The sequence below is a fragment of the Methylobacterium sp. J-067 genome, from assembly GCF_022829465.1.
Classification (GTDB): Bacteria; Pseudomonadota; Alphaproteobacteria; order Rhizobiales; family Beijerinckiaceae; genus Methylobacterium; species Methylobacterium litchii.
In genome coordinates this window covers 93057-112314 of sequence record NZ_JAKSXZ010000081.1, presented here as the reverse complement: position 1 = coordinate 112314, position 19258 = coordinate 93057, and the positions used below count along the sequence as shown (strand labels likewise).

21 protein-coding genes are annotated in these 19258 nt (G+C 69.7%); 10 read left to right on the top strand and 11 right to left on the bottom strand.

The features are described 5' to 3' along the window. Positions 1-2: 2 nt before the first annotated feature. Positions 3-1277 carry a ferredoxin:protochlorophyllide reductase (ATP-dependent) subunit N gene (locus MKK52_RS08535; protein WP_243953371.1) on the bottom strand — a complete coding sequence of 425 codons (1275 nt, stop codon included), beginning with the start codon at positions 1275-1277 and terminating at the stop codon, positions 3-5. Continuing rightward, on the bottom strand, positions 1274-1792 hold the full coding sequence (gene bchF, locus MKK52_RS08530; protein ID WP_243953370.1) for a 2-vinyl bacteriochlorophyllide hydratase: 519 nt from the start codon (positions 1790-1792) through the stop codon (positions 1274-1276). The genes MKK52_RS08535 and bchF overlap by 4 nt, the downstream gene beginning before the upstream one ends. Before the next feature lie 311 nt (positions 1793-2103). On the opposite strand from bchF, the gene MKK52_RS08525 reads away from it, so the two are divergent. The 8 genes from MKK52_RS08525 (at position 2104) to MKK52_RS08490 (ending at position 10423) form a co-directional block, all read left to right on the top strand. Beyond that, the gene (locus MKK52_RS08525) at positions 2104-2922 is read left to right on the top strand and encodes a B12-binding domain-containing protein (protein ID WP_243953369.1); all 819 of its coding nucleotides are present in this window, start codon (positions 2104-2106) and stop codon (positions 2920-2922) included. A gap of 29 nt (positions 2923-2951) precedes the next feature. Next, a complete protein-coding gene (ppsR, locus tag MKK52_RS08520) occupies positions 2952-4397 on the top strand; it encodes a transcriptional regulator PpsR (protein WP_243953408.1) in 1446 nt (481 codons plus the stop codon). A gap of 123 nt (positions 4398-4520) precedes the next feature. Then, positions 4521-5405, top strand: a complete 885-nt coding sequence (gene chlG / locus MKK52_RS08515; RefSeq protein WP_243953368.1) for a chlorophyll synthase ChlG — start codon at positions 4521-4523, stop codon at positions 5403-5405. After that, entirely contained in the window at positions 5405-6727 is a 1323-nt protein-coding gene (locus MKK52_RS08510; protein WP_243953367.1) for a BCD family MFS transporter, read from the top strand. Before chlG ends, MKK52_RS08510 begins: the two co-directional genes overlap by 1 nt. Positions 6728-6730: 3 nt before the next feature. Continuing rightward, positions 6731-7948: a geranylgeranyl diphosphate reductase gene (locus tag MKK52_RS08505; protein WP_243953366.1), complete on the top strand. Its 1218-nt coding sequence runs from the start codon at positions 6731-6733 to the stop codon at positions 7946-7948. After that, positions 7945-8436 (top strand): TspO/MBR family protein, encoded by a 492-nt coding sequence (locus MKK52_RS08500; RefSeq protein WP_243953365.1) that lies wholly within the window; start codon positions 7945-7947, stop codon positions 8434-8436. The genes MKK52_RS08505 and MKK52_RS08500 overlap by 4 nt, the downstream gene beginning before the upstream one ends. Next, the gene (locus MKK52_RS08495; protein WP_243953364.1) at positions 8436-8756 is read left to right on the top strand and encodes a hypothetical protein; all 321 of its coding nucleotides are present in this window, start codon (positions 8436-8438) and stop codon (positions 8754-8756) included. The genes MKK52_RS08500 and MKK52_RS08495 overlap by 1 nt, the downstream gene beginning before the upstream one ends. Before the next feature lie 89 nt (positions 8757-8845). Further along, entirely contained in the window at positions 8846-10423 is a 1578-nt protein-coding gene (locus tag MKK52_RS08490) for a c-type cytochrome (protein WP_243953363.1), read from the top strand. A gap of 15 nt (positions 10424-10438) precedes the next feature. On the opposite strand, the gene MKK52_RS08485 is transcribed toward MKK52_RS08490, so the two are convergent. Both MKK52_RS08485 and MKK52_RS08480 read right to left on the bottom strand, forming a co-directional pair. Continuing rightward, positions 10439-10837: a type II toxin-antitoxin system VapC family toxin gene (locus MKK52_RS08485; RefSeq protein ID WP_243953362.1), complete on the bottom strand. Its 399-nt coding sequence runs from the start codon at positions 10835-10837 to the stop codon at positions 10439-10441. Continuing rightward, entirely contained in the window at positions 10834-11100 is a 267-nt protein-coding gene (locus MKK52_RS08480; RefSeq protein ID WP_243953361.1) for an AbrB/MazE/SpoVT family DNA-binding domain-containing protein, read from the bottom strand. The genes MKK52_RS08485 and MKK52_RS08480 overlap by 4 nt, the downstream gene beginning before the upstream one ends. Positions 11101-11232: 132 nt before the next feature. On the opposite strand from MKK52_RS08480, the gene MKK52_RS08475 reads away from it, so the two are divergent. Continuing rightward, the gene (locus MKK52_RS08475; protein WP_243953360.1) at positions 11233-11406 is read left to right on the top strand and encodes a YqaE/Pmp3 family membrane protein; all 174 of its coding nucleotides are present in this window, start codon (positions 11233-11235) and stop codon (positions 11404-11406) included. Between the two features lie 12 nt (positions 11407-11418). Here the strand turns inward: MKK52_RS08475 and MKK52_RS08470 are convergent, their stop codons facing one another. The 5 genes from MKK52_RS08470 to MKK52_RS08450 form a co-directional block, all read right to left on the bottom strand. Further along, a complete protein-coding gene (locus MKK52_RS08470) occupies positions 11419-12906 on the bottom strand; it encodes a murein L,D-transpeptidase family protein (RefSeq protein ID WP_243953359.1) in 1488 nt (495 codons plus the stop codon). 144 nt (positions 12907-13050) lie between these two features. After that, positions 13051-13782, bottom strand: a complete 732-nt coding sequence (locus tag MKK52_RS08465) for a DUF1796 family putative cysteine peptidase (RefSeq protein WP_243953358.1) — start codon at positions 13780-13782, stop codon at positions 13051-13053. Then, positions 13779-14741, bottom strand: coding sequence for an acetyl-CoA carboxylase carboxyltransferase subunit alpha (locus MKK52_RS08460; protein WP_243953357.1), 963 nt, complete (start codon positions 14739-14741; stop codon positions 13779-13781). The genes MKK52_RS08465 and MKK52_RS08460 overlap by 4 nt, the downstream gene beginning before the upstream one ends. Before the next feature lie 108 nt (positions 14742-14849). Continuing rightward, positions 14850-16223, bottom strand: coding sequence for a PleD family two-component system response regulator (locus MKK52_RS08455; protein WP_243953356.1), 1374 nt, complete (start codon positions 16221-16223; stop codon positions 14850-14852). Between the two features lie 84 nt (positions 16224-16307). Beyond that, positions 16308-16679 (bottom strand): response regulator, encoded by a 372-nt coding sequence (locus MKK52_RS08450; protein WP_243930743.1) that lies wholly within the window; start codon positions 16677-16679, stop codon positions 16308-16310. Positions 16680-16770: 91 nt separating this feature from the next. Between MKK52_RS08450 and MKK52_RS08445 the strand changes: the two genes are divergently transcribed. Next, positions 16771-17055: a DUF3572 domain-containing protein gene (locus tag MKK52_RS08445; protein ID WP_409564633.1), complete on the top strand. Its 285-nt coding sequence runs from the start codon at positions 16771-16773 to the stop codon at positions 17053-17055. 3 nt (positions 17056-17058) lie between these two features. Here the strand turns inward: MKK52_RS08445 and MKK52_RS08440 are convergent, their stop codons facing one another. Beyond that, the gene (locus MKK52_RS08440) at positions 17059-17931 is read right to left on the bottom strand and encodes a cell envelope integrity EipB family protein (RefSeq protein ID WP_243953354.1); all 873 of its coding nucleotides are present in this window, start codon (positions 17929-17931) and stop codon (positions 17059-17061) included. Between the two features lie 98 nt (positions 17932-18029). Beyond that, positions 18030-19151, bottom strand: coding sequence for a DUF4167 domain-containing protein (locus MKK52_RS08435; RefSeq protein WP_243953353.1), 1122 nt, complete (start codon positions 19149-19151; stop codon positions 18030-18032). Positions 19152-19258 lie beyond the last annotated feature (107 nt).

Sequence of the window (19258 nt, the reverse complement as noted above, 5' to 3'; positions counted from 1 at the left end):
CCCTACACCTCCAGCAGCGCGCGCCGGCCGAGCGGCCGCGCGAAGAGTTCGGCGAGGTCGCCCGCCTGCTCGTAGCCCTGGACGGGGGTGAAGAGCAGTTCGATCGACCACTTGGTCGTCAGCCCTTCCGCCTCCAGCGGGTTGGCGAGGCCGAGGCCGCAGACCGTCAGGTCGGGCCGGGCGGCGCGGCAGCGGTCCATCTGGTCGTCGAGGCTCTGGCCTTCGGTGACGCGGGTGCCCTCCGGCAGAAGCTCGATCTCGGCGGCGAGATGGGCTCGGTGCAGGTAGGGCGTGCCGACCTCGACCAGTTCCGCCCCGACCTCCCGCGCCAGGAACCGCGACAGAGGCACTTCGAGCTGCGAATCGGGGAAGAAGAACACCCGCTTGCCGCCGAGCTTTTCGCGATACGGGGAGAGCGCGGTCTCGGCCCGCGCCCGGCCGGCGGCGGTGGCGGCGTCGAAGGTCGATTGCGACACGCCGAACGCGTCCGCCGCGGCTGCGAGCCAGCCGGTGGTGCCCTCCGCGCCCAGCGGGAACGGGGCAGCGAGCCGCTTGGCGCCGCGCTCGTCGAGCGCCCGCGCCGTACCGGTGAGGAAAGGTTGCGCCAGGAGGTAGCGGGTGTTCCGCCCCACCGCCGGCATCGCATCGGCGTGACGGGCCGGCAGGAAGCGCACATCCGCGATGCCCATCGCGGCGAAGAGGCGGAGGAACTGGTCCTCGACCACGTCGGCCAGCGCCCCGACCACGAGGAGCGAGGGTGCGGCGTCGGGCGATTCGGCCGGCAGGTCCGGCACTAGGGCGGCGAGGCAGGCGTCCTCGCCCTCGGTGAAGGTGGTCTCGATGCCCGAGCCCGAATAGTTCAGCACCTTCACCGACGAGAGCTTGGCCGAGAGGCGCTGCGCCGCCCGGCTGAGATCGAGCTTGATGACCTCGGACGGGCAGGAGCCCACGAGGAACAGGAGCTTGATGTCCGGCCGCCGCTCCACGAGGCGCGCGACCACCCGGTCCAGCTCCTCGTTGCAATCGGCCAGCCCGGCGAGGTCGCGCTCGTCGATGATGGCGGTGGCGAATCGCGGTTCGGCGAAGATCATCACGCCGGCTGCCGACTGGATCAGGTGGGCGCAGGTGCGCGAGCCGACGACGAGGAAGAAGGCATCCCGGATTTTCCGGTGCAGCCAGACGATGCCGGTGAGCCCGCAGAACACGGCCCGCTGGCCGTCCTCCCGGTGGAGGTCGATGCCGCCACAGCCGGGCGTATGGGGGAGCGGGGCGTTCACGACAGCACCCCCGCCGGGTGCATGGCCGAACCGGTGCTCTGCAGCCGGGCGGCGCGCAGCTTCAAGATGAACTGGGCGGCGTTGACGACGTAGGTGGCGTAGGCCGCCAGCGCGAGGAGCAGCAGGCCCCGTTCGCCCAGTGTTCCGGTGGTCAGGGCCGCGAGGTAGGCGGTGTGGAGGGCCAGCACGAGCATGCTGACCATGTCCTCCCAGTAGAAGGCCGGAGCGAACAGGTAGCGCCCGAACACGTCCTTCTCCCAGATCGAGCCCGTGACCATGATCGCGTAGAGGGCGAGCGTCTTGACGACGACGGAGGCCTGGGCGGCGTCGGCGCCCTCCCCCGTGAGCAGGGTGCGCAGGACGAGGCCGAGACTCACGAGGAAGATCGCGAATTGCAGGGGGGCGAGCACGCCCTGCACGAGCGTCCACGGCGAGGCATCCCGCCTCAGCCGCTCGTCTGCCGTGTAGAGCGGAAGTGCCGGCCGGGTGTCGCGACCGAGGTCCTGCCGACCCATGGGTTCGCCCTCGCCTGCCAATCCGGTCCGTGACCCGTCCCGGTTGGCGTCGAACCTATCGAGCCGCCCGAAAGTGTCAATCCCGCTTGACGCTCTGGACTGGTGACACTTTTACGAGAGGTGTCCGCAACGACGCGTTGCCAAAGTCTAATTCTGGGCTAGTGTGGTGCTGTCGAGGTTCGGTTCCCGCCTGTGCTGCCGGGTCCGCCCGTTTCAGCCGTGGGACGGCAGGTTTTAAGCGACAAGCCAAGTATGACGACGCGATCCTAGAGAGCGGGCCGTCAGAGCCCGTCATGCCGGGAGGGATGCCGATGGACGATCTGGGGCACCTCTGTGACGACGGCTATTCGGGCATGACGCTCGACCGGGACCGGAACGACGACGACCGGGACGTGCTGTCCTGGCTGGTCGAGGCCGAGATCCTTCCCCGCCTCATGCTCGCCCACAGCCGTCCGGCGCGCACCGTGCCGGTGGCGCCGCTGCACGATCCCGAGGCGCTGGCGGCGGTGCTGCTGCATCCCGGTTCGTTCGATCTCGACACGGCGGTGGAGGCCCTGCTCGGCTGCGGCCTCACCCTCGATAGCCTGCTCCTCGACATCCTCGCTCCGGCCGCCAAGCGCCTCGGCACGATGTGGGAGGAGGATACCTGCGACTTCCTCGCGGTGACGGAGGGGCTTGGCCGGCTCCAGGCGCTCACGCGGCGCCTCTGCGCGGGCATGGAACGCTCGGCGGCCCCGAGCGGACGCAGTATCCTGTTGATGCCGTGCCCCGGCGAAACCCACGTCTACGGTCTGTCGATCCTCGCGAGCTTCTTCCGCGAATCGGGGTGGGAGGTGACGAATCTCGGCCATTCCGATGCGGACGCGGCCGAACTCCTCAGCTCCGGCTGGTACGACATGCTCGGGTTGTCGCTCTCCTGCGATGTCTGCGCGCCCGCGCTCCAGGCCCTCGTCCCGGCTCTTCGGCGCGCCTCACGCAACCCTTCGCTGTTCGTGTTGGTTGGCGGACCGTACTTCGCGCGCACCGGCGCCGATCCGTCCACCTTCGGCGCCGACGCCTACGCTCCCGATGCGTGGTCGGCGCCCGGTCTTGCGGAAGCCATGCTGGACAGACCGGCACTGGCTTGCTGAAAGGTAGTCCAATCGACGCACTGCGACAGATTCTCGTGACGCCACGACCACGCACCGCCGAGCCGGCCTCGAACGAGGCCCTGCCCAAGGTCGCCGCTCTCCTCGGCGGCAACGCGGCGGGGCTCGCCGTGACCGCTGCTTCAGACCTGTCGCTCATCGTGGATGCGGACGGGGTGATTCGCGGTGCGACGGGCGCGGCGGAGTTCGCCGAGGAAAAGATCGGCGGCTGGCTCGGCCGGCGCCTCGTGGACACCGTCACCATCGAGAGCCGCACCAAGGTCGATGAGTTGCTGCGCGATGCCGGGCCGGGGGCAGTCACCCGCTGGCGGCAGGTGAATCACCCCTCGCCCACCGGCATCGATCTCCCGATTCGCTACGCCGCCCTGCGCCCCGAGGCGGACGGACCGATCCTCGTCCTCGGGCGGGACATGCGCACCGTGGCGGCCCTGCAGCGTCGGCTGGCCGACACGCAGCAGACGCTGGAACGCGATTACGACCGCCTCCGTGCGGCCGAGACCCGCTACCGCCTGCTCTTCCAGATCTGCGGCGAGGCGGTGCTGGTGGTGGATTCCACGACCCGCCGGGTCATCGAGGCGAATCCTTCCGCCGCGCGGCTGCTGGGCCGGGCCGTGCGTCGCCTCATCGGCGTCGATGTGGTGGAATTGTTCGATCCGGCGAGCCTGCGGACCCTCGAAGCCCAGCACGGGTCGCTGCGCGCGACCGGTCAGGCCGCCGATATCCGCGCCGCCTTGCTTCAGGGACGGGGCGAGGTGACGATTTCGGCCTCCCTCTTCCGCGGCGAGGGCGGGACCAGCGCGATCCTGCGGCTGATCCCCGAACAAGGCGCATCCGACGGTCTCAACCAAGAGAATTCCGCCGCCCTGCCGACCCGTGCCCTGATCGAGGCAATGCCGGAGGGCTTCGTCATCACAGATTCGGGGCACAAGGTGGTCTGGGCGAACGCCGCCTTCCTCGAACTGGCGCAGCTGGCCGCAGAGGGGCAGGCGCGGGGCCGCCCCATCGAGGAATGGCTCGCCCGCGACGAGACCGAGGCGCGCACCCTGTTCGCGACCTTGCAGGATCACGGCTCTGTCCGCCGATTCGCCACCGTGGTGCGCGGCGCCTATGGCGGCATGGAGGATGTGGAGGTCGCCGCCGTGGCGTCGGCCGGGTCTCCCGCCTGCATCGGCCTCTCGATCCGGGCGCTGCCTCCTCGCTCGGCGCTCAATGTCGGCACCCGCGCCGAGCCGCGCTCGGTGGAGCAGATGGCCGAACTCGTCGGCCGCGTCTCCATGAAGACCCTGGTCCGCGAGACCACCGACCTCATCGAGAAGCTGTGCATCGAGGCTGCCCTGCGGATCACACGCGACAACCGGGCGTCGGCGGCCGAGATGCTGGGCCTGTCGCGGCAGGGTCTCTACGCCAAGATGCGCCGCTACGGCGTCGGCGATCTCGATGCCGGCGACGACGTCTGACCAGTAGACGAATATTATATCCGTCACGCCGATGGGTTTCACGCCGGCGGTAAACCACCGCGACATGACGCGCGAGGTGTCATTCTGACTTGACACCTCGCGGGGCTCGCATAGCCTCCCGCCATGGCCGCCACGCCCGCTCCCAGTGCCGTCATCGAGCTCCTGAAGCCGCTTACGTGGTTCGCGCCGATGTGGGCGTTCGCCTGCGGCGTGGTCTCGTCCGGCGTCCCCGCGCACGGCCAATGGCCGGTGATCGCGGCGGGGATCGTGCTGGCGGGCCCCTTGGTTTGCGCCACGAGCCAGGCGGCCAACGATTGGTTCGACCGGCACGTCGATGCCATCAACGAGCCGAACCGGCCGATTCCGTCGGGCCGGATACCCGGCCGCTGGGGCCTCTACCTCGCCCTCGGCTGGACCGCCCTCTCCCTCGTCGTCGCGGCGGCCCTCGGGCCGTGGATCCTCGGCGCCGCCCTGTTCGGGCTGGTGCTGGCGTGGCTCTATTCCGCGCCGCCCCTGCGCCTGAAGGGCAATGGCTGGTGGGGCAACTCGGCGGTGGCGATCTGCTACGAGGGCCTACCCTGGTTCACGGGCGCGGCGGTGATGGCCGCCGCCATGCCGGATTGGCGGGTGCTCCTCACCGCGCTGCTCTATTCCATCGGTGCCCACGGCATCATGACCCTCAACGACTTCAAGTCGGTGGAGGGGGATATCGCGACCGGCGTGCGCTCCCTGCCGGTGCAGCTCGGCCCGGCGCGGGCCGCGCGCTTCGCCTGCCTCGTCATGGCGCTGCCGCAGGTGGTGGTGATCGGCCTGCTTTTCGCCTGGGGGCGGCCGTGGCACGCCGCGATCATCGTTGCGCTGCTCGCCGGGCAGGCGGCGCTGATGGTCCGCTTCCTCGACGATCCCCGCGGCCGGGCGGCCTGGTACAACGGCACTGGCACGACCCTCTACGTGCTGGGGATGCTCGCCACCGCCTTCGCCCTGCGCCCGCTGGTGGGAGGCGTCTGATGGCCCGCGAACCCGCGCAACTGTCCTGGCCGTCGATCCTGCGGCTGGGCCTCGTGCAGACCGCCCTGGGCGGCGTCGTGGTGCTGATGACCTCGACGCTGAACCGCGTGATGGTGGTGGAATTGGCCCTGCCGGCCCTGGTGCCGGGGCTGCTCGTGGCGATCCACTATGCCGTGCAGGTGCTGCGCCCGCGCTGGGGCTATGGCTCCGACCGGACGGGCCGGCGCACCCCGTGGATTCTCGGTGGTATGGCCGCCCTCTGCCTCGGTGGCTTCGGCGCGGCCTGCGGCACAGCGTTGGCGCAGACGCATCTCGTCGCCGGCTTGGCGCTCGCCGCCCTCTCCTTCCTCCTCGTCGGCCTCGGCGTCGGGGCGGCGGGCACCTCGCTCCTCGTCCTGCTCGCGGGCGGCGTCGCCCCGGCCCGGCGCGGCGCGGCGGCGACCCTCGTCTGGGTGATGATGATCTTCGGCTTCGCGCTCACCGCGCCGCTCGCCGGGCATTTCCTCGAACCCTTCACGGTGATGCGCCTCGTGGCCGTCTCGGGCGGGGTGTCCCTCATCGCCTTCTGCGTCGCGGCCCTGGCCGTCACAGGCATCGAAGCGCGATTGCCGGCCGCGCTGCCGGAGGCCCCGGAGGCCAAGCCGCCCTTCATGCAGGTTTTGAGCAAGGTGCTGGCCGACCCCGTCGCTCGGCGCTTCACGATCTTCGTCTTCGTCTCCATGCTCGCCTACAGCGCGCAGGAACTGATCCTCGAACCCTATGCCGGGCTGGTCTTCGGCATGGGGCCCGGCGCCACGACGAAGCTCGCCGGGCTCCAGCATGGCGGTGTGCTCGTGGGGATGCTCCTCGTGGCGGCGGTGACGCTGCTGGCCAAGGGCACCGCCCTCGCCTCCTTGCGGCTCTGGATCGCCATCGGCTGCGGCGCCTCGGGCCTCGCCCTGTTCGCCATCGCGGCGGGCGGACCCTCCGGGCCGGACTTTCCCCTGCGCGGCGCGGTCTTCGCCCTCGGCCTCGCCAACGGAATCTACGCGGTCGCCGCCATCGGCTCGATGATGGCGCTGGCCGGAAGCGGCGGCGAGCGCGAGCGCGGCACCCGCATGGGTGTCTGGGGGGCGGCGCAGGGCGTCGCCTTCGGGAGCGGCGGGGTGCTCGGCGCCTTCGCCGTCGATGCCATGCGCCTCGTCGTGGCCGATCCGGTCCATGCCTACGCCACCGTCTTCGTGGCCGAGGGCATGCTGTTCCTCGTGGCGGTCGCGGTGGCCCTGCGCCTCGACGCGGCGCCCTCCTCCTTCCCGCTCAATCCGGCATTCGAGGCGAGGTGAGCCATGACCCGACACGATAGCGTGGTCGAAACCTTCGACGTCGTGGTGGTCGGCGGTGGTCCGGCGGGGGCGACGACGGCCCACGACCTCGCCGCCGGGGGCCGCTCGGTGCTGCTCCTCGACAAGCCGGGCCGGATCAAGCCCTGCGGCGGCGCGATCCCGCCCCGGCTGATCCGCGATTTCGCGATTCCCGACCATCTCCTCGTCGCCCGCATCCGCGCCGCGCGCATGATCGCGCCGAGCGGCAAGGAAGTGGACATGCCGGTCGGCGACGGGTTCGTCGGCATGGTCGACCGCAAGGATTTCGACCCGTGGCTGCGGGAGCGCGCGGCGCAGGCCGGCGCCGACCTCCGCGAGGCCGCCTTCGACCGTCTCTCGCGGCCGGATACCGGCCCGGCCGTGGTTCACTTCACCACCGGCAAGGGCGAGAGCCTGGAACACCACAGCGTCCGCGCCAAGCTGCTGATCGGCGCGGACGGGGCCACATCGCCGGTCGGTCGCGCCGAGGTGCCGGGCCACGACAAGATGCGGCAGGTCTTCGCCTATCACGAGATCGTCCGGGTGCCCCGCGCCGGAGAGGCGGGCGAGGCGGCCATCGGACCCGCGCGCTGCGACGTGTTTTACCAGGGCCGCCACTCGCCGGATTTCTACTCGTGGATCTTCCCCCACGGCGAGACCGCGAGCATCGGCACGGGCAGCGCCCGCAAGGGTTTCTCGCTCCGCTCCTCGATCCGCGCCCTGCGCGAGGCGACCGGCCTCGCCGAGGCCGAGACGGTGCGGCGCGAGGGGGCACCCCTGCCCCTGAAACCCCTGAAGCGCTGGGACAACGGACGCGACGTGTTGCTCGCCGGGGATGCGGCAGGTGTCGTGGCGCCGGCCTCCGGCGAGGGCATCTACTACGCCATGCTCGGCGGGCGCCTCGCGGCGGAGGCGGCGGAGGCGTTCCTCGCCACGGGCGACGCGAAGGCGCTCGGCCTCGCCCGCCGCCGCTTCATGAAGCAGCACGGGCGCGTGTTCCTGATCCTCGGCATCATGCAGTGGGTCTGGTACCGCAGCGACGGGTTGCGCGAGCGCTTCGTCTCGATCTGCCGCGACAAGGACGTGCAGCAGCTCACCTGGGATTCCTACATGAACAAGGAATTGGTCCGGGCGAAGCCGGCGGCCCATGTCCGCATCTTCTTCAAGGACCTCGCCCACCTGTTCCGCTGGGTGTCGCCGTGAGCGCCCTGGCGCAGGTGGATTGGCGCACGGCCCTCGTCGCCGCCGTCTGCGCCGTGCTGGTCGCGGTGGCCGGCGGCGTCGCGACGCGCACCGACGGCTGGTATCAGCGCCTGCGCGTGCCGGCGTGGAAGCCGCCGGATTGGGCCTTCGGACCGGTCTGGACCACGATCTTCGCCATGACCGCGTGTTCCGGCGTGCTCGCCTGGACGGCCGATCCGGCCGGCCGGCCGCTGATCGCCACCGTCTTCGCCGTCAACGGCGTGCTCAACATCGCGTGGAGCGTGCTGTTCTTCCGCTTCCGCCGGCCGGACTGGGCTCTCATCGAGGTCGCGATGCTGTGGCTCTCGATCCTCGTGCTGATGCTCGCCGTGGGCCGCACAAGCCTCACCGCCGCGCTCCTGAACATCCCCTATCTCGCCTGGGTCGGCGTCGCGTCCTGCCTCAACCTGCGCATCGTCCAATTGAACCCGCGCCGGAGCCTCGCGTGATGGAGGGGCTTTTCGCCTCCGGCCGCATCGTGGATCTCATCCTCGTCGGCGTCGCGGCCGAAGCGGTGCTGCTCGCCCTCCTCTGCCGGGGGGCGGCCCGGTTCGCACCCTTCGGTGCGACCATCGTGGCCGGGGCCGGGTTGATGCTCGCCCTGCGCGCCGCCCTCACCGGCTCGGCCTGGCCGGTGGTGGCGGGCTTCATGCTCGCCGGGCTTGTGGCCCATGTCGCCGACCTGATCCTGCGCCGGAACAGCCTGCGCCCTGCGGCATCCCCGCACGGCGCTCCACAAAAGGACGCTTGGCCGCAGGTTCGCCGCTAGCGCAGCAGGAACAACAGTTTCCGACCCCGCGTTCACGCGCGGCAACCGTTTTGAATTCTTCTGAAGTCCTCGCCCCGGAGGTGCAGGCCATGCAGCGCAGCTTAGTCCTTGCGTCCGGCTTGCTCGCCGGCACCATCCTCGGGGCGCCCGCCTGGGCGCAGGACAGCCAGGACCCCGTCGAGCGGGGCAAGTATCTCGTCACGATGGGCGATTGCGCGGCCTGCCACACGGCGCCCGGCGGAAAGTATCTCGCCGGCAACTACGCCCTGAGCATGCCCTTCGGTGTCATCATGACCCCGAACCTCACCCCGGATAAGGAGACGGGCCTCGGCAACTGGAGCTATGACGATTTCGATAAGGCCTTTCGTCACGGCTACAGCAAGAATGTCGGCTATCTCTATCCGGCCTTCCCGTTCGGCTGGTTTACGAAGGTCACCGACGAGGACACGAAGGCGATCTGGGCCTACCTCCAGTCGGTCCCGGCGGTGAACGAGAAGCGGCAGGAAAGTCAGATTCCGTTCCCGTTCAGCGTCCGCACGGCCCTCGTGACGTGGCGCACTGCGTTCTTCACCGAGGAGCGCTTCAAGCCCGATCCGAATGCCAGTGCCGAGGTGAACCGCGGCGCCTACCTCGTCGAGAGCCTTGGCCATTGCGCCATGTGCCACAACGAGAACAAGCTCGTCGGCAACTCGAGCTTCGCGGGCCGCTTCGGAGGTGGCGTCATCGACGGTTGGTACGCCCCGAACATCACCCCGGACGGCCACCAGGGCATCGGCGCCTGGACCGACGAGCAGGTGGTTACCTACCTCAAGACCGGCACCGCCCCCGGCGACCGACCGGGCGTCGCCGCCGGCCCGATGCGCCAGACCATCATGGAATCCCTCTCCAAGGTGAAGGAGGAGGACCTGAAGGCGATGGTCGCCTACCTGCGCACGGTGCCCGCCAAGCAGACCTACAAGGCGAAGGACCTCGCCGCCTTCGACACCAAGGACGCCCCCGGAGCCTCGACCTACCTGACCTATTGCTCGTCCTGCCACCAGCCGGATGGCAAAGGCATCGAGGGCGCCGTGCCCGCGCTGGCCGGCAACACCTCCGTGCAGTCCCATGGGCCGGAGACGGTGCTGCGGGTGATCTATGGCGGCCTCGCCGCGCAGAGCGGCCTCGCGCCGATGGTCGCCATCGGCCAGCAGATGACCGATGTCGAGGTGAAGAACGTCACCGACTACGTCCGCAACGCCTGGGGCAACAAGGCGCCGGTCCTGTCCGGCTCCGAGGCCTCCGACGCACGGGCGGCGACCAAGACGATGCTGTCCGGCACGGCGCCCTGCGCCGAGATCGAGCAAGACAAGCTCAAGACCGCCTTCGATAAGCTGAACATCCAGGACAGCCTGAAGGGTCTGAAGCAGCAGGACTTCGTGCCGACGCTGGCCAGGCTGGCGCCGCAGATCAAGGCCGAGCAGACCGGCGTGACCGACGACGACATCGTCAACGGCCTCACCACCGCCTTCTGCAAGGTCGGCCGCGACGATCCGCAATACGCGAACCCGAGCTGGCCGGCGGTGATCGGCACGTTCTCGAACGTCGCCTACAGCCAAGTGAAGAACCCGGAGAAGCAGGCCGCGAACGTGCCGACCTCCATGCCGGGCGCGACCACGCCGCCGAAGTAGCGTTGACGCGACGGCCTACGAAAGGACGAGCGCCGGTTTGCCCTGGCGTTCGAGGAGCTTCACCGCCTTCGCATCGAACGAGACGAAGGTGTCGCCCCCGAGCCATCGCCCCTCATAGGCGATGGCGCCGTCCGCGAAATCGCCGCCGGCTTCCAGGACCTCGAGCCCGGCTTCGACGGCCGGGCGGTTGATCACGACGTTGCGGGCCTCGCTGAGTTGGCGGATCGCCCGCGCGATATCGAGGCGCGGCACGCCGTAATGGCGATGGAGCACCCAGGCCAGTTCACAGAAGCTGTGTATGCCGATCGCCACGGTATCGGCCTCCTCGACGGTGCGGACCGCGATGGCGTTCTGCTCCGCATCGTCGGCCATCAGCAGCCGAACCAGCACGTTGGTGTCAGCGGTGATCTTCACGGTTGTCCGCGTCCGGCCTCGGCGCCCATGGCGGCGATGGCCTCGTTCAGGTCGTCGAGGGAGAGCGCCGCGCCGTTGCCCTTGCCCTTCAGGCAGCCGCTCAGATCCTGCCAGCCGCCGGCAGGCTTGGCGGCGCGAAGCTCCGCCCGGCCATCGGGCAGGAATGCCAGTTCGATCTTGTCGCCGGATTTGATGCCGAGGTGCTGGAGCACTTCCTTGCGGAAGGTCACTTGGCCCCGCGCCGTCACGGTGAGAATCGCCATTCGCCTGTGCTCCTCTCCGCAAGAGGTAAGGCGAATTTGCATTGCCAGCAAGGCGGCGAAGCTCCCGGCGGAACCGGCAACGCTTCGCATCGTTGCTGCAGCGCAACCGCCCTCTCCTCCCACGGAGTTCCCGTGTCCAGCCTGATCCGTATCCTGCTCGCGATCTTCTTCCCGCCCATCGCCGTGCTCGTCACGACGGGCTTCGGCATTCAGTTCCTGCTGAACATCGTGCTCTGGATTCTGGGCTGGCTGCCCGGCACAGTCCACGCCCTGTGGCTGATGAACCGCGACCGGCCGCTGCTTTGAGGAGCCAAGCCGTTACGGCTTCGCGTCCGCCTTCTTCGCCTCGACCTTCTTGGTCTCGGTCTTCTTGGCTTCGGCCTTGTGCTCCGGGTGTTCCTTGCCCGCATGAACGGGCTTGGCGGCGCGCTTCACCGCCGGGGGCTCGATCCGGGCTGCGAGCTTGATCGGCTCCACCGTCGCCGCGTCGGTGGCGGGGGTGACGACCGGGGCCGGCTTGTCCTTCGTGAACAGCTTGCCCAGCAATTGCTGGTAGCCGTCCGAGTCGCCGTCCGCGTCCGCCACGGCGATCCGCGCGGGCTTTTCCGGTTCGGCGACGGGCTCCGCGGGGCGGGCGGCCATGAGCGTCGTCGGCGCCGGCCGCACCGGACCCTTCGCCTTCTCTCCCGGCTTGGCGGCGGCCATGGCCTTCGGGGTGGTAGAGGCCGTGGTGGTCGGCGACGGGACGGCGGCGAGCATCACCGGACGGCCCTTCACGTCGATCTCGACCTCCTCCGGCCCGGCGGCCAGAGTCTCGGGACGGCTCACCTCACCGAGGTTGTGGCGGCTGTATTCCTTCGCGTCGTAGGGCAGGACCGTCTCGGTGCCGCCGAGGCTCGCGAAGGTGGTCGGGTTGTCCTGCGGGCGGAAGACCGCGTTCTGGCCACCGTCCTGATAGGCCATGCGCACCGCCGGGGTGCCCTTGGCCACCAGTTCGGCGATCTCGCGCTCGTCCTCCGCGCGCTTCTGCGCGACGAGGGGCTCGACCTTCGGCTTACACGAGCCGGCCGCGACATCCGCCCCGCCGAACACGTAGCGGGTGCCGCAGGCGCCGATCTTCGGCTCCTCGCGCAGGGCCTCGAAATAGTCCGACCCTTCCTTCAGGTTGCGCCAGAACGGGGCGTTCGGGTCGTTCCTGAACTTGGCCATGTTCTTGGCCGTCATCCGGAACGGGTAGGACTGGAACTGGAAGCTGCGCTGACCGCCGATGAAGGCTTCGCGGGCGATGGCGTAGATCTCGGCGATCGTGGCATCCGTCATCGCGAAGCAGCCGGCCGACGAGCAGGTGCCATGCACCATCAGGTAGCGGCCGGAGCGGCCGTTCGCCCGGTCCACGGCGTTCGGGAAGCCGGTGTCGAACGACAGATAGTACGAGGAATTCGGGTTCATCAGGCCCGGCGTGATCGTGTAGAAGCCCTCGGGCGTCTGGCGATCCCCTTCCCGCGTCTTCGGGCCGAGCTGGCCGGACCAGCGGCAGATCGGGAAGGTCTTGAGCAGGGCGTACTTTCCATCGCCGCCCTTCTTCCACACCTCCATCTCCGCTTCCTTCTTGTAGGCGCGGATCAGGATCGGGTCGGATTGCTGCATCCCCTTGGTCTGCATCAGAGCCAGGGTCTGCGGGGCGATGGGTGCGATGCTGCGGGCCGTGGGACCGTTGATCCCGCTGCCATCCTGGCAGGCGCCGAGCAGTAGGGCGGTCAAGGCAGCGGCCGCCAGCATCCTCGCAAAGGCGGGACGCGCCGTCATGGGGAACCTCGTCCTCGAACTCTCGCCCGGAGGCCGTTGGTATCGGCCGGCTTCGGGCGTCACTCCCCAACCGTCTACCTGCGTTAAGCTTGCGCCTTCGTTACCGCAATGGCGCCGTTGCAACACGGCGCCGCGATCTGTGGATCACGCCAGCCGCGCGGGACTCCGGTCGGCCTCGGCGCGAAGGATCCCGAGCAGGGCGGCGTCGTCGATTGGATCGGCGAGGCGCAGGCCGACCGGCTCCGTAGGGCTGTGGATCGTCAGGCAGCGCAGGCTCGCGGAGACATCCACGGCCTCGGTCACTTCAACCTGCGCGTGGCCGGGCATGAGCTGCACGAAGGTGAGATGGTTGGTGCTCGCCCGCCGGCCGAGGAGCGCATCGATCTCCTCCACCACCGGGCGGGGGGTGTAGAGATGGGTCATCATCCACAGGCGATTGCGCGTGCCGGGCGTATCGAGGGCCACGCGCATCCGGCGCACGCCCTCGGTGAGGAAGGCGTAATCAGCCGGGTCGGCGGCCGGATCGTGGTGGTTGAACACGCATTCGAGGCCATGCCGCTCGCGGTAGAGGCGGTGGCGGCCCTTCCAGATGCCCTCCCCCCGGCGCTCCGGCGCGGGGATGCTCTGCAGCTCACCCCGGTCGGTGAGCGCGGCGAAATCGTCCTCCAGGCAGTCCTGCACCATGCCCGGCAGGGTGAAGATCCAGTCGAACGGGCCGGACCACGTGCGCAGGTCCAGGGTCTTAAGGACATGCGCCATCTGGCAATTGCAGCCGAGGGAGATCGTGTTGAAGGCCCCCGGTTCGCGGGTGTCGCGGCGGCCGAAGCGACGGCCGAGCCGGCCGAGCGCGCCGCGCAGCCCGGCCGCTGCCGTCACAGGCGCCTGCCGATCTCGAGGAACTTGTCGGCCCGGCGCCCACGGATCGCGGTCCCGTCGAGCCCGTCGAACATGGCGAGGGATTCGGTGATGGCCTGACCCGCCGCCTGCACCGCGCCCTCGCGGTCCCGGTGCGCGCCGCCGACCGCCTCGGGGACAATGGCGTCGATGACGCCCAGCCGCAGCAGGTCCTGCGCGGTGATCTTCATGGCGGTGGCCGCCTCGTGCGCCCGGCCGCCGTCGCGCCACAGGATCGAGGCCGCGCCCTCCGGCGAGATCACGCCGTAGATCGCGTGTTCCAGCATCAGCACCCGGTTGGCGGTGGCGAGTGCGATGGCACCGCCCGAACCGCCCTCCCCGATCACCAGCGCGACGTTGGGCACCGACAGGCCGAGGCAAGCTTCCGTGGACCGGGCGATGGCCTCGGCCTGCCCACGCTCCTCGGCCTCGATGCCCGGATAGGCGCCGGCCGTGTCCACGAAGGCGATCACCGGCAGGCCGAACCGGTCGGCGGTCTCCATCAGGCGCACGGCCTTGCGGTAGCCCTCGGGGCGGGCCATCCCGAAATTGTGGCGCAGGCGGGCCTCGGTGGTGGCGCCCTTCTCCTGGCCGAGGACGCAGACCGGGCGGCCGTTGAAGCGGCCGAAGCCGCCGACGATGGCTTCGTCCTCGCCGAAGGTGCGGTCGCCCGCCAGCGGGGTGAATTCGGTGATGAGCCCGGCGCAGTAATCCACGAAATGCGGGCGCTGCGGGTGGCGGGCCACCTGCGTCTTCTGCCAGGGCGTGAGGGCGGCGTAGATCTCCGCAAGGGCCTGGCGGGCCTTCGCTTCCAGCCGGCCGACTTCCTCGCTGATCGAGACGGCGCCGTCCTGGTTGCCGACGGCGCGCAGTTCTTCGAGCTTCGCTTCGAGCTCAGCCACCGGCTTCTCGAAGTCGAGATAGGAGCGCGTGACCGCCATGGAGTTCCGTAACCGAGTCGTGGGATGTCGCACGCCCGGTGGGGAGCCCGGCCGCGGCCGGCGCGAGGTGTTGGCGCAAAGGCCGACGCTGTCAACCTCTGCGGCGGGTCAGGCCGCCTGGGCGACGACCCGGTTCCGTCCGCCTGCCTTGGCCTCGTACAGGCCCTCGTCGGCCCGGCGCAGCATGTCTCCCGGCGAGGCGTCGTCGGCGCAGCGGGTCGCGACGCCGATGGAGACGGTGACGGACAGACTGCGCGTGTCGCGCTGGACGGCGAAGGGCACGGCCTGGATCCGCTCGCGGATGCGCTCGGCAATGGCGTGGGCTTCGGCAAGGCCGGAATCGGGCAGGATCACCACGATTTCCTCGCCGCCGTAGCGGGCGACGATGTCGATGGGCCGCGTGTGCTGGCGCACGCGCTCGGCGAAGGCGCGCAGCACCTCGTCCCCGGCCTCGTGGCCGTAGGTGTCGTTGATCGCCTTGAAGCGGTCGATGTCGAGGATGAGCGCGGCCAGCGGCCGGTGGCGCATCGCCTCCTCGGAGAACAGCACGCCGAGATGATTGTCGAGGTAGCGGCGGTTGTGCAGGCCGGTGAGGCCGTCCGTCACCGCCATCTGCAGGGAGGCCTGCATGGCCCCGCGCAGCACGTCGGAATAGCGTTTGCGGCGGACCTGGGTGCGGGCGCGGGCCAGCAGCTCGTTCCGGTCGACGGGACGCATCAGGTAGTCGTGGACGCCGAAATCGAGGCCCCGGACGATCCGGGCGCGGTCGTGCGCCTCCGCCACCATGATCAGCGGCATGCCCCGCGTCCGGTCGAGGGAGCGAAGCTGGCTGCACAGCCGCAGGCCGTCATGGCCCTGCAGGTCGAGGCTGACCAGGGCGAGGTCGAAATCGCCCTCGGCCGCCACCTGGATCGCGACGAGCGGGTCGGCCTCCACGGTCACGCGGTGGAGCTGGCTGAGCGCCATGGCCATCCGCTCCGTGGCGCCGGGGCGATCCTCCACGAGGAGGATGCGCGCGTCGAGGCCGGTCTCGGCGGCGGCGGTGGTGAGGGGGTCGCCCATCCCGATGGCGCGGGAGGCGAGCGCGCGCTGGCGCAACTCGTCGGTGACGGCCTTCAGGCGGACGAGGCTGCGCACGCGGGTGAACAGCGCGGTGTCGTCGACCGGCTTGGTCAGGAAGTCGTCGGCGCCCGCATCGAGGCCCTTCAGCCGGTCGGAGGGCTGGTCGAGGGCGGTGACCATCACCACCGGGATATGCGCCGTGACGGGATTGCTCTTGAGGCGGCGGCAGACCTCGAATCCGTCCATGCCCGGCATCATCACATCGAGCAGGACGATGTCGCAGAGGCCCTTCTCGCAGATCGCGATGGCATCGGGGCCGTTCATCGCCGCGAGGGTGTCGAAATACTCCAGGCCGAGCTTCGTTTCGAGCAGTTTGACGTTCGGGAAGAGGTCATCGACGATCAGGACGCGGGCCGACATGCTACCTCGCTTGCGTCGCTCGCCGTCGCCAACCCTCGGGCGCGACTCAAGGTCTCGCGACGGGGGAGACGGCCCTGCGCCGCATCATTTCGGTTCAAGATACGCGCGAACGGTTGCCAAAAACTTCGCGACGGAGATGGGCTTGGACAAATAGGCCTCGCAGCCGCCCTCGCGAATCCGCTCCTCGTCGCCCTTCATGGCGAAGGCCGTGATGGCAATGATCGGAATCGACTTCAGGTCGTCGTCTTCCTTCAGCCACTTCGTGACTTCCAGGCCGGACACCTCGGGCAACTGGATGTCCATGAGGATCAGGTCGGGATGATGGGCGCGCGCCAGCTCGATCGCCTCGATGCCGTTGGCGGTCTTCAGGGTCGCGTAGCCGTTCGCCTCCAGGAGGTCGTTGAACAGCTTCATGTTCAGTTCGTTGTCCTCGACGATGAGCACCGTCTTCGACATGGTTCCTTGCCTCGGTCAGAGCCGATCATGATTAAGGACCCATCAGCCCCATTGCGTCGGTTTTAAGGGTTACATGTTGACGAAAGGCAAATTGCACCAAGCGGATGACCCTGCGGAAGGCATCGCCCTCGATGTTCTGCTGTGGATCCTTGGGGATGAAGACCGGCTTTTTCCTTTCCTCGCCGCCACCGGACTCGATCTGGAGGCGGTTCGGGCCGGCGCCAAGGACCCCGCGTTCCTCGCGGGCGTGCTCGATCATGTCGCGGGGAACGAGCCGGTGCTGCTCGCCTGCGCGCAGGCCCTAGAGATCAAGCCGGAGCGGATCGTCGCTGCGTGGCAGCGCCTGTCGCCCTGGCCCGACGACGAGTGGGCGTGACGCCTACGGCGTGCAGCCCTTGCCCGCCTTCGGCGGCGTCGTGTCCAGATCGAGGGTGGTCATCGTGCCGGCCAGGACGAACTCGCCGTAATCGAGCTTGATCCGGCCGCTGACGCCGTTCTCGTAGAGGTCGAAGCTCAGGGTGTAGATCGGCGTGCGCTCGCCGGCGCCCTCGGTGTAGTAGGTGAGCTTCACCGGCCAGCGCTTCACCGAGGCGATGGGCCCCGTCTGAAGCGGCTTCTCCAGATCGGTGCCGGAGACCGCCTCGTGGCCGATCACCGCGAAGGTGTCGTAGACCTTCCGGCCGTCGTCCGAACCGTCATAGACCTTGACCGAGAGCGTGGTCTGCCCGGCCCGCGCCATCTCCACGAGCTTGCGCATATGCGCGCTCGGGAACAGCACTGGCCCCGAGGCGGTGATGGGCTTCGGCTTGCCCTTCAGCTTCACCGTGAGCCCGCTGGCATCCTCCGTGGCCGTGCCGTCCACGGGGGCCGCGTTGTCGCCGTCGGAGACCGTGGTCGTCTTGAAGCGGAATTCCCGCGCGTCGCCGCTCTCGAAGGTCGTGCTGCGCAGGTCCGAGACGCGGGTGCCGGTCTCGCCGGAGGTCAGCTCCGTGACCTGCCGCGTCTGCATCGTGTAGCCCCGGCAGGCATCCCCCCGGAAGTCGAGGACGATGCGCCCGCGCGCCGCTTCGACGGCGCGGGTGCTCGTGCTGCCGCTGAGGGAGAGGTCGTAGACCGCCCGGTGGTTGGCCAGGACGACCGGGGCCTGCGCGGGCGCTTGCGCCTCGGAAGGCTCCGGAGTGGCGGGGGCGGCGAGCGCGGGGCTCGCGAGCACCAGCAGGCCAGCGAGGAGACGTCGGGGCAGAGCGGCCATCGGAATCCAGGGTTTCACGGCCGAGGCGAGATAGACAGCCCTGGGGTGCAGGACAATCCCCGCCGCCCTCCCATGACGGCGGGGCGGCGGGGGAAGGCTCACTCGGTGGGCGTCTCGTCGGAGGACGGGGCACCGCCCTCACCCGCCTCGGCGGCGGCGCTTTCGAAGCGCGGACGGCGGCGGCGGCGGGGCTTCGCCGCGGGCGCCTCGTCGGCGGCGGCGGCCTCGGCGGCCGGCGGCGACTCGGGCTCCGGCGAGGCGGTCGGGACGGCCGGGGAGGTCGAGGCGATCGGGCGGGCGGGCGCCATCAGGAAGGCCGGCAGGGCTGCGGCCTCCTCGGTGACGGCGGCCGGCTCCTCGCGACGGCGCTCACGGCGTGGCGCCGCCTCGGGACGCTGGAACTCGGCGCGCGGCGTCTCGGGGCGGAACTCGCGCCGCTGCTCCTGGCGCTCGGTGCGGTCTTGGCGCTCGGTGCGGTCCTGCCGCTCGGGACGGTCCTGGCGCTCCTGCCGGAACTCCTGGCCCTCGCTGCGCTGGTAATCCTGGCGCGGACGGTCCTGCCGGTTGTTCTCCTGCTGGCCGCGATACTCCTGGCGGTCCTGCCGGTCCTGGCGCGGATAATCCTGCCGGTCCTGCCGGTTGTAATCCTGCCGGTTCCCGTCCTGCCGGTTCTCCTGGCGCGGACGGTCCCGGTTGTAATCCTGGCGGTCCTGCCGGCCGTTGTCCTGGCGCCCATTGTCCTGGCGCGGCTGGCCGTCGAAGCGGCGCTGGTCGCGGTTCTGGAAACGGTCGCGGTTCTGGCGCCCGTTGTCCTGGTAATCCTGGCGGCCCTCATAGGGCTGCGGCTGGTGGCCGGGGTCGCCGTACTCGTCCTGGCCGTAGCCCTGGCCGTTATAGGCCTGCCCGTTCGGCTGGCCGCCCTGGCCCTGGGCCTCCTCGTCGCCCTCGTCCATCTCCTCGTCGAAGGCACGGGCGGCATAGCCGCCGGCGACCGGGCGCGTCTGCTCCTGCGCACCGGAGATGATGCGGAAGTAATGCTCGCCGTGCTGGAAGTAGTTCTCGGCGGCGACGGGATCGCCGGCCGCCAGAGCGTCGCGGGCGAGCTGCGCGTACTTGTCGGCGATGTGCTGAGCGGTACCGCGGATCTTGACGTCGGGGCCGTTCGATTCGTACGAGCGCGTCAGCGGATTGGGACCCTTGGGGCGATTACGCCCGCGCATCCGTCGATTCTGGTTCGGTCTCATCGGTCTTCAGTGACCCTCAGTTCACGCCAGACAAGTCAAAGGGACGTTCGGGGTCGCGCACGGCTCCGGTGCGTCGTCCCGAC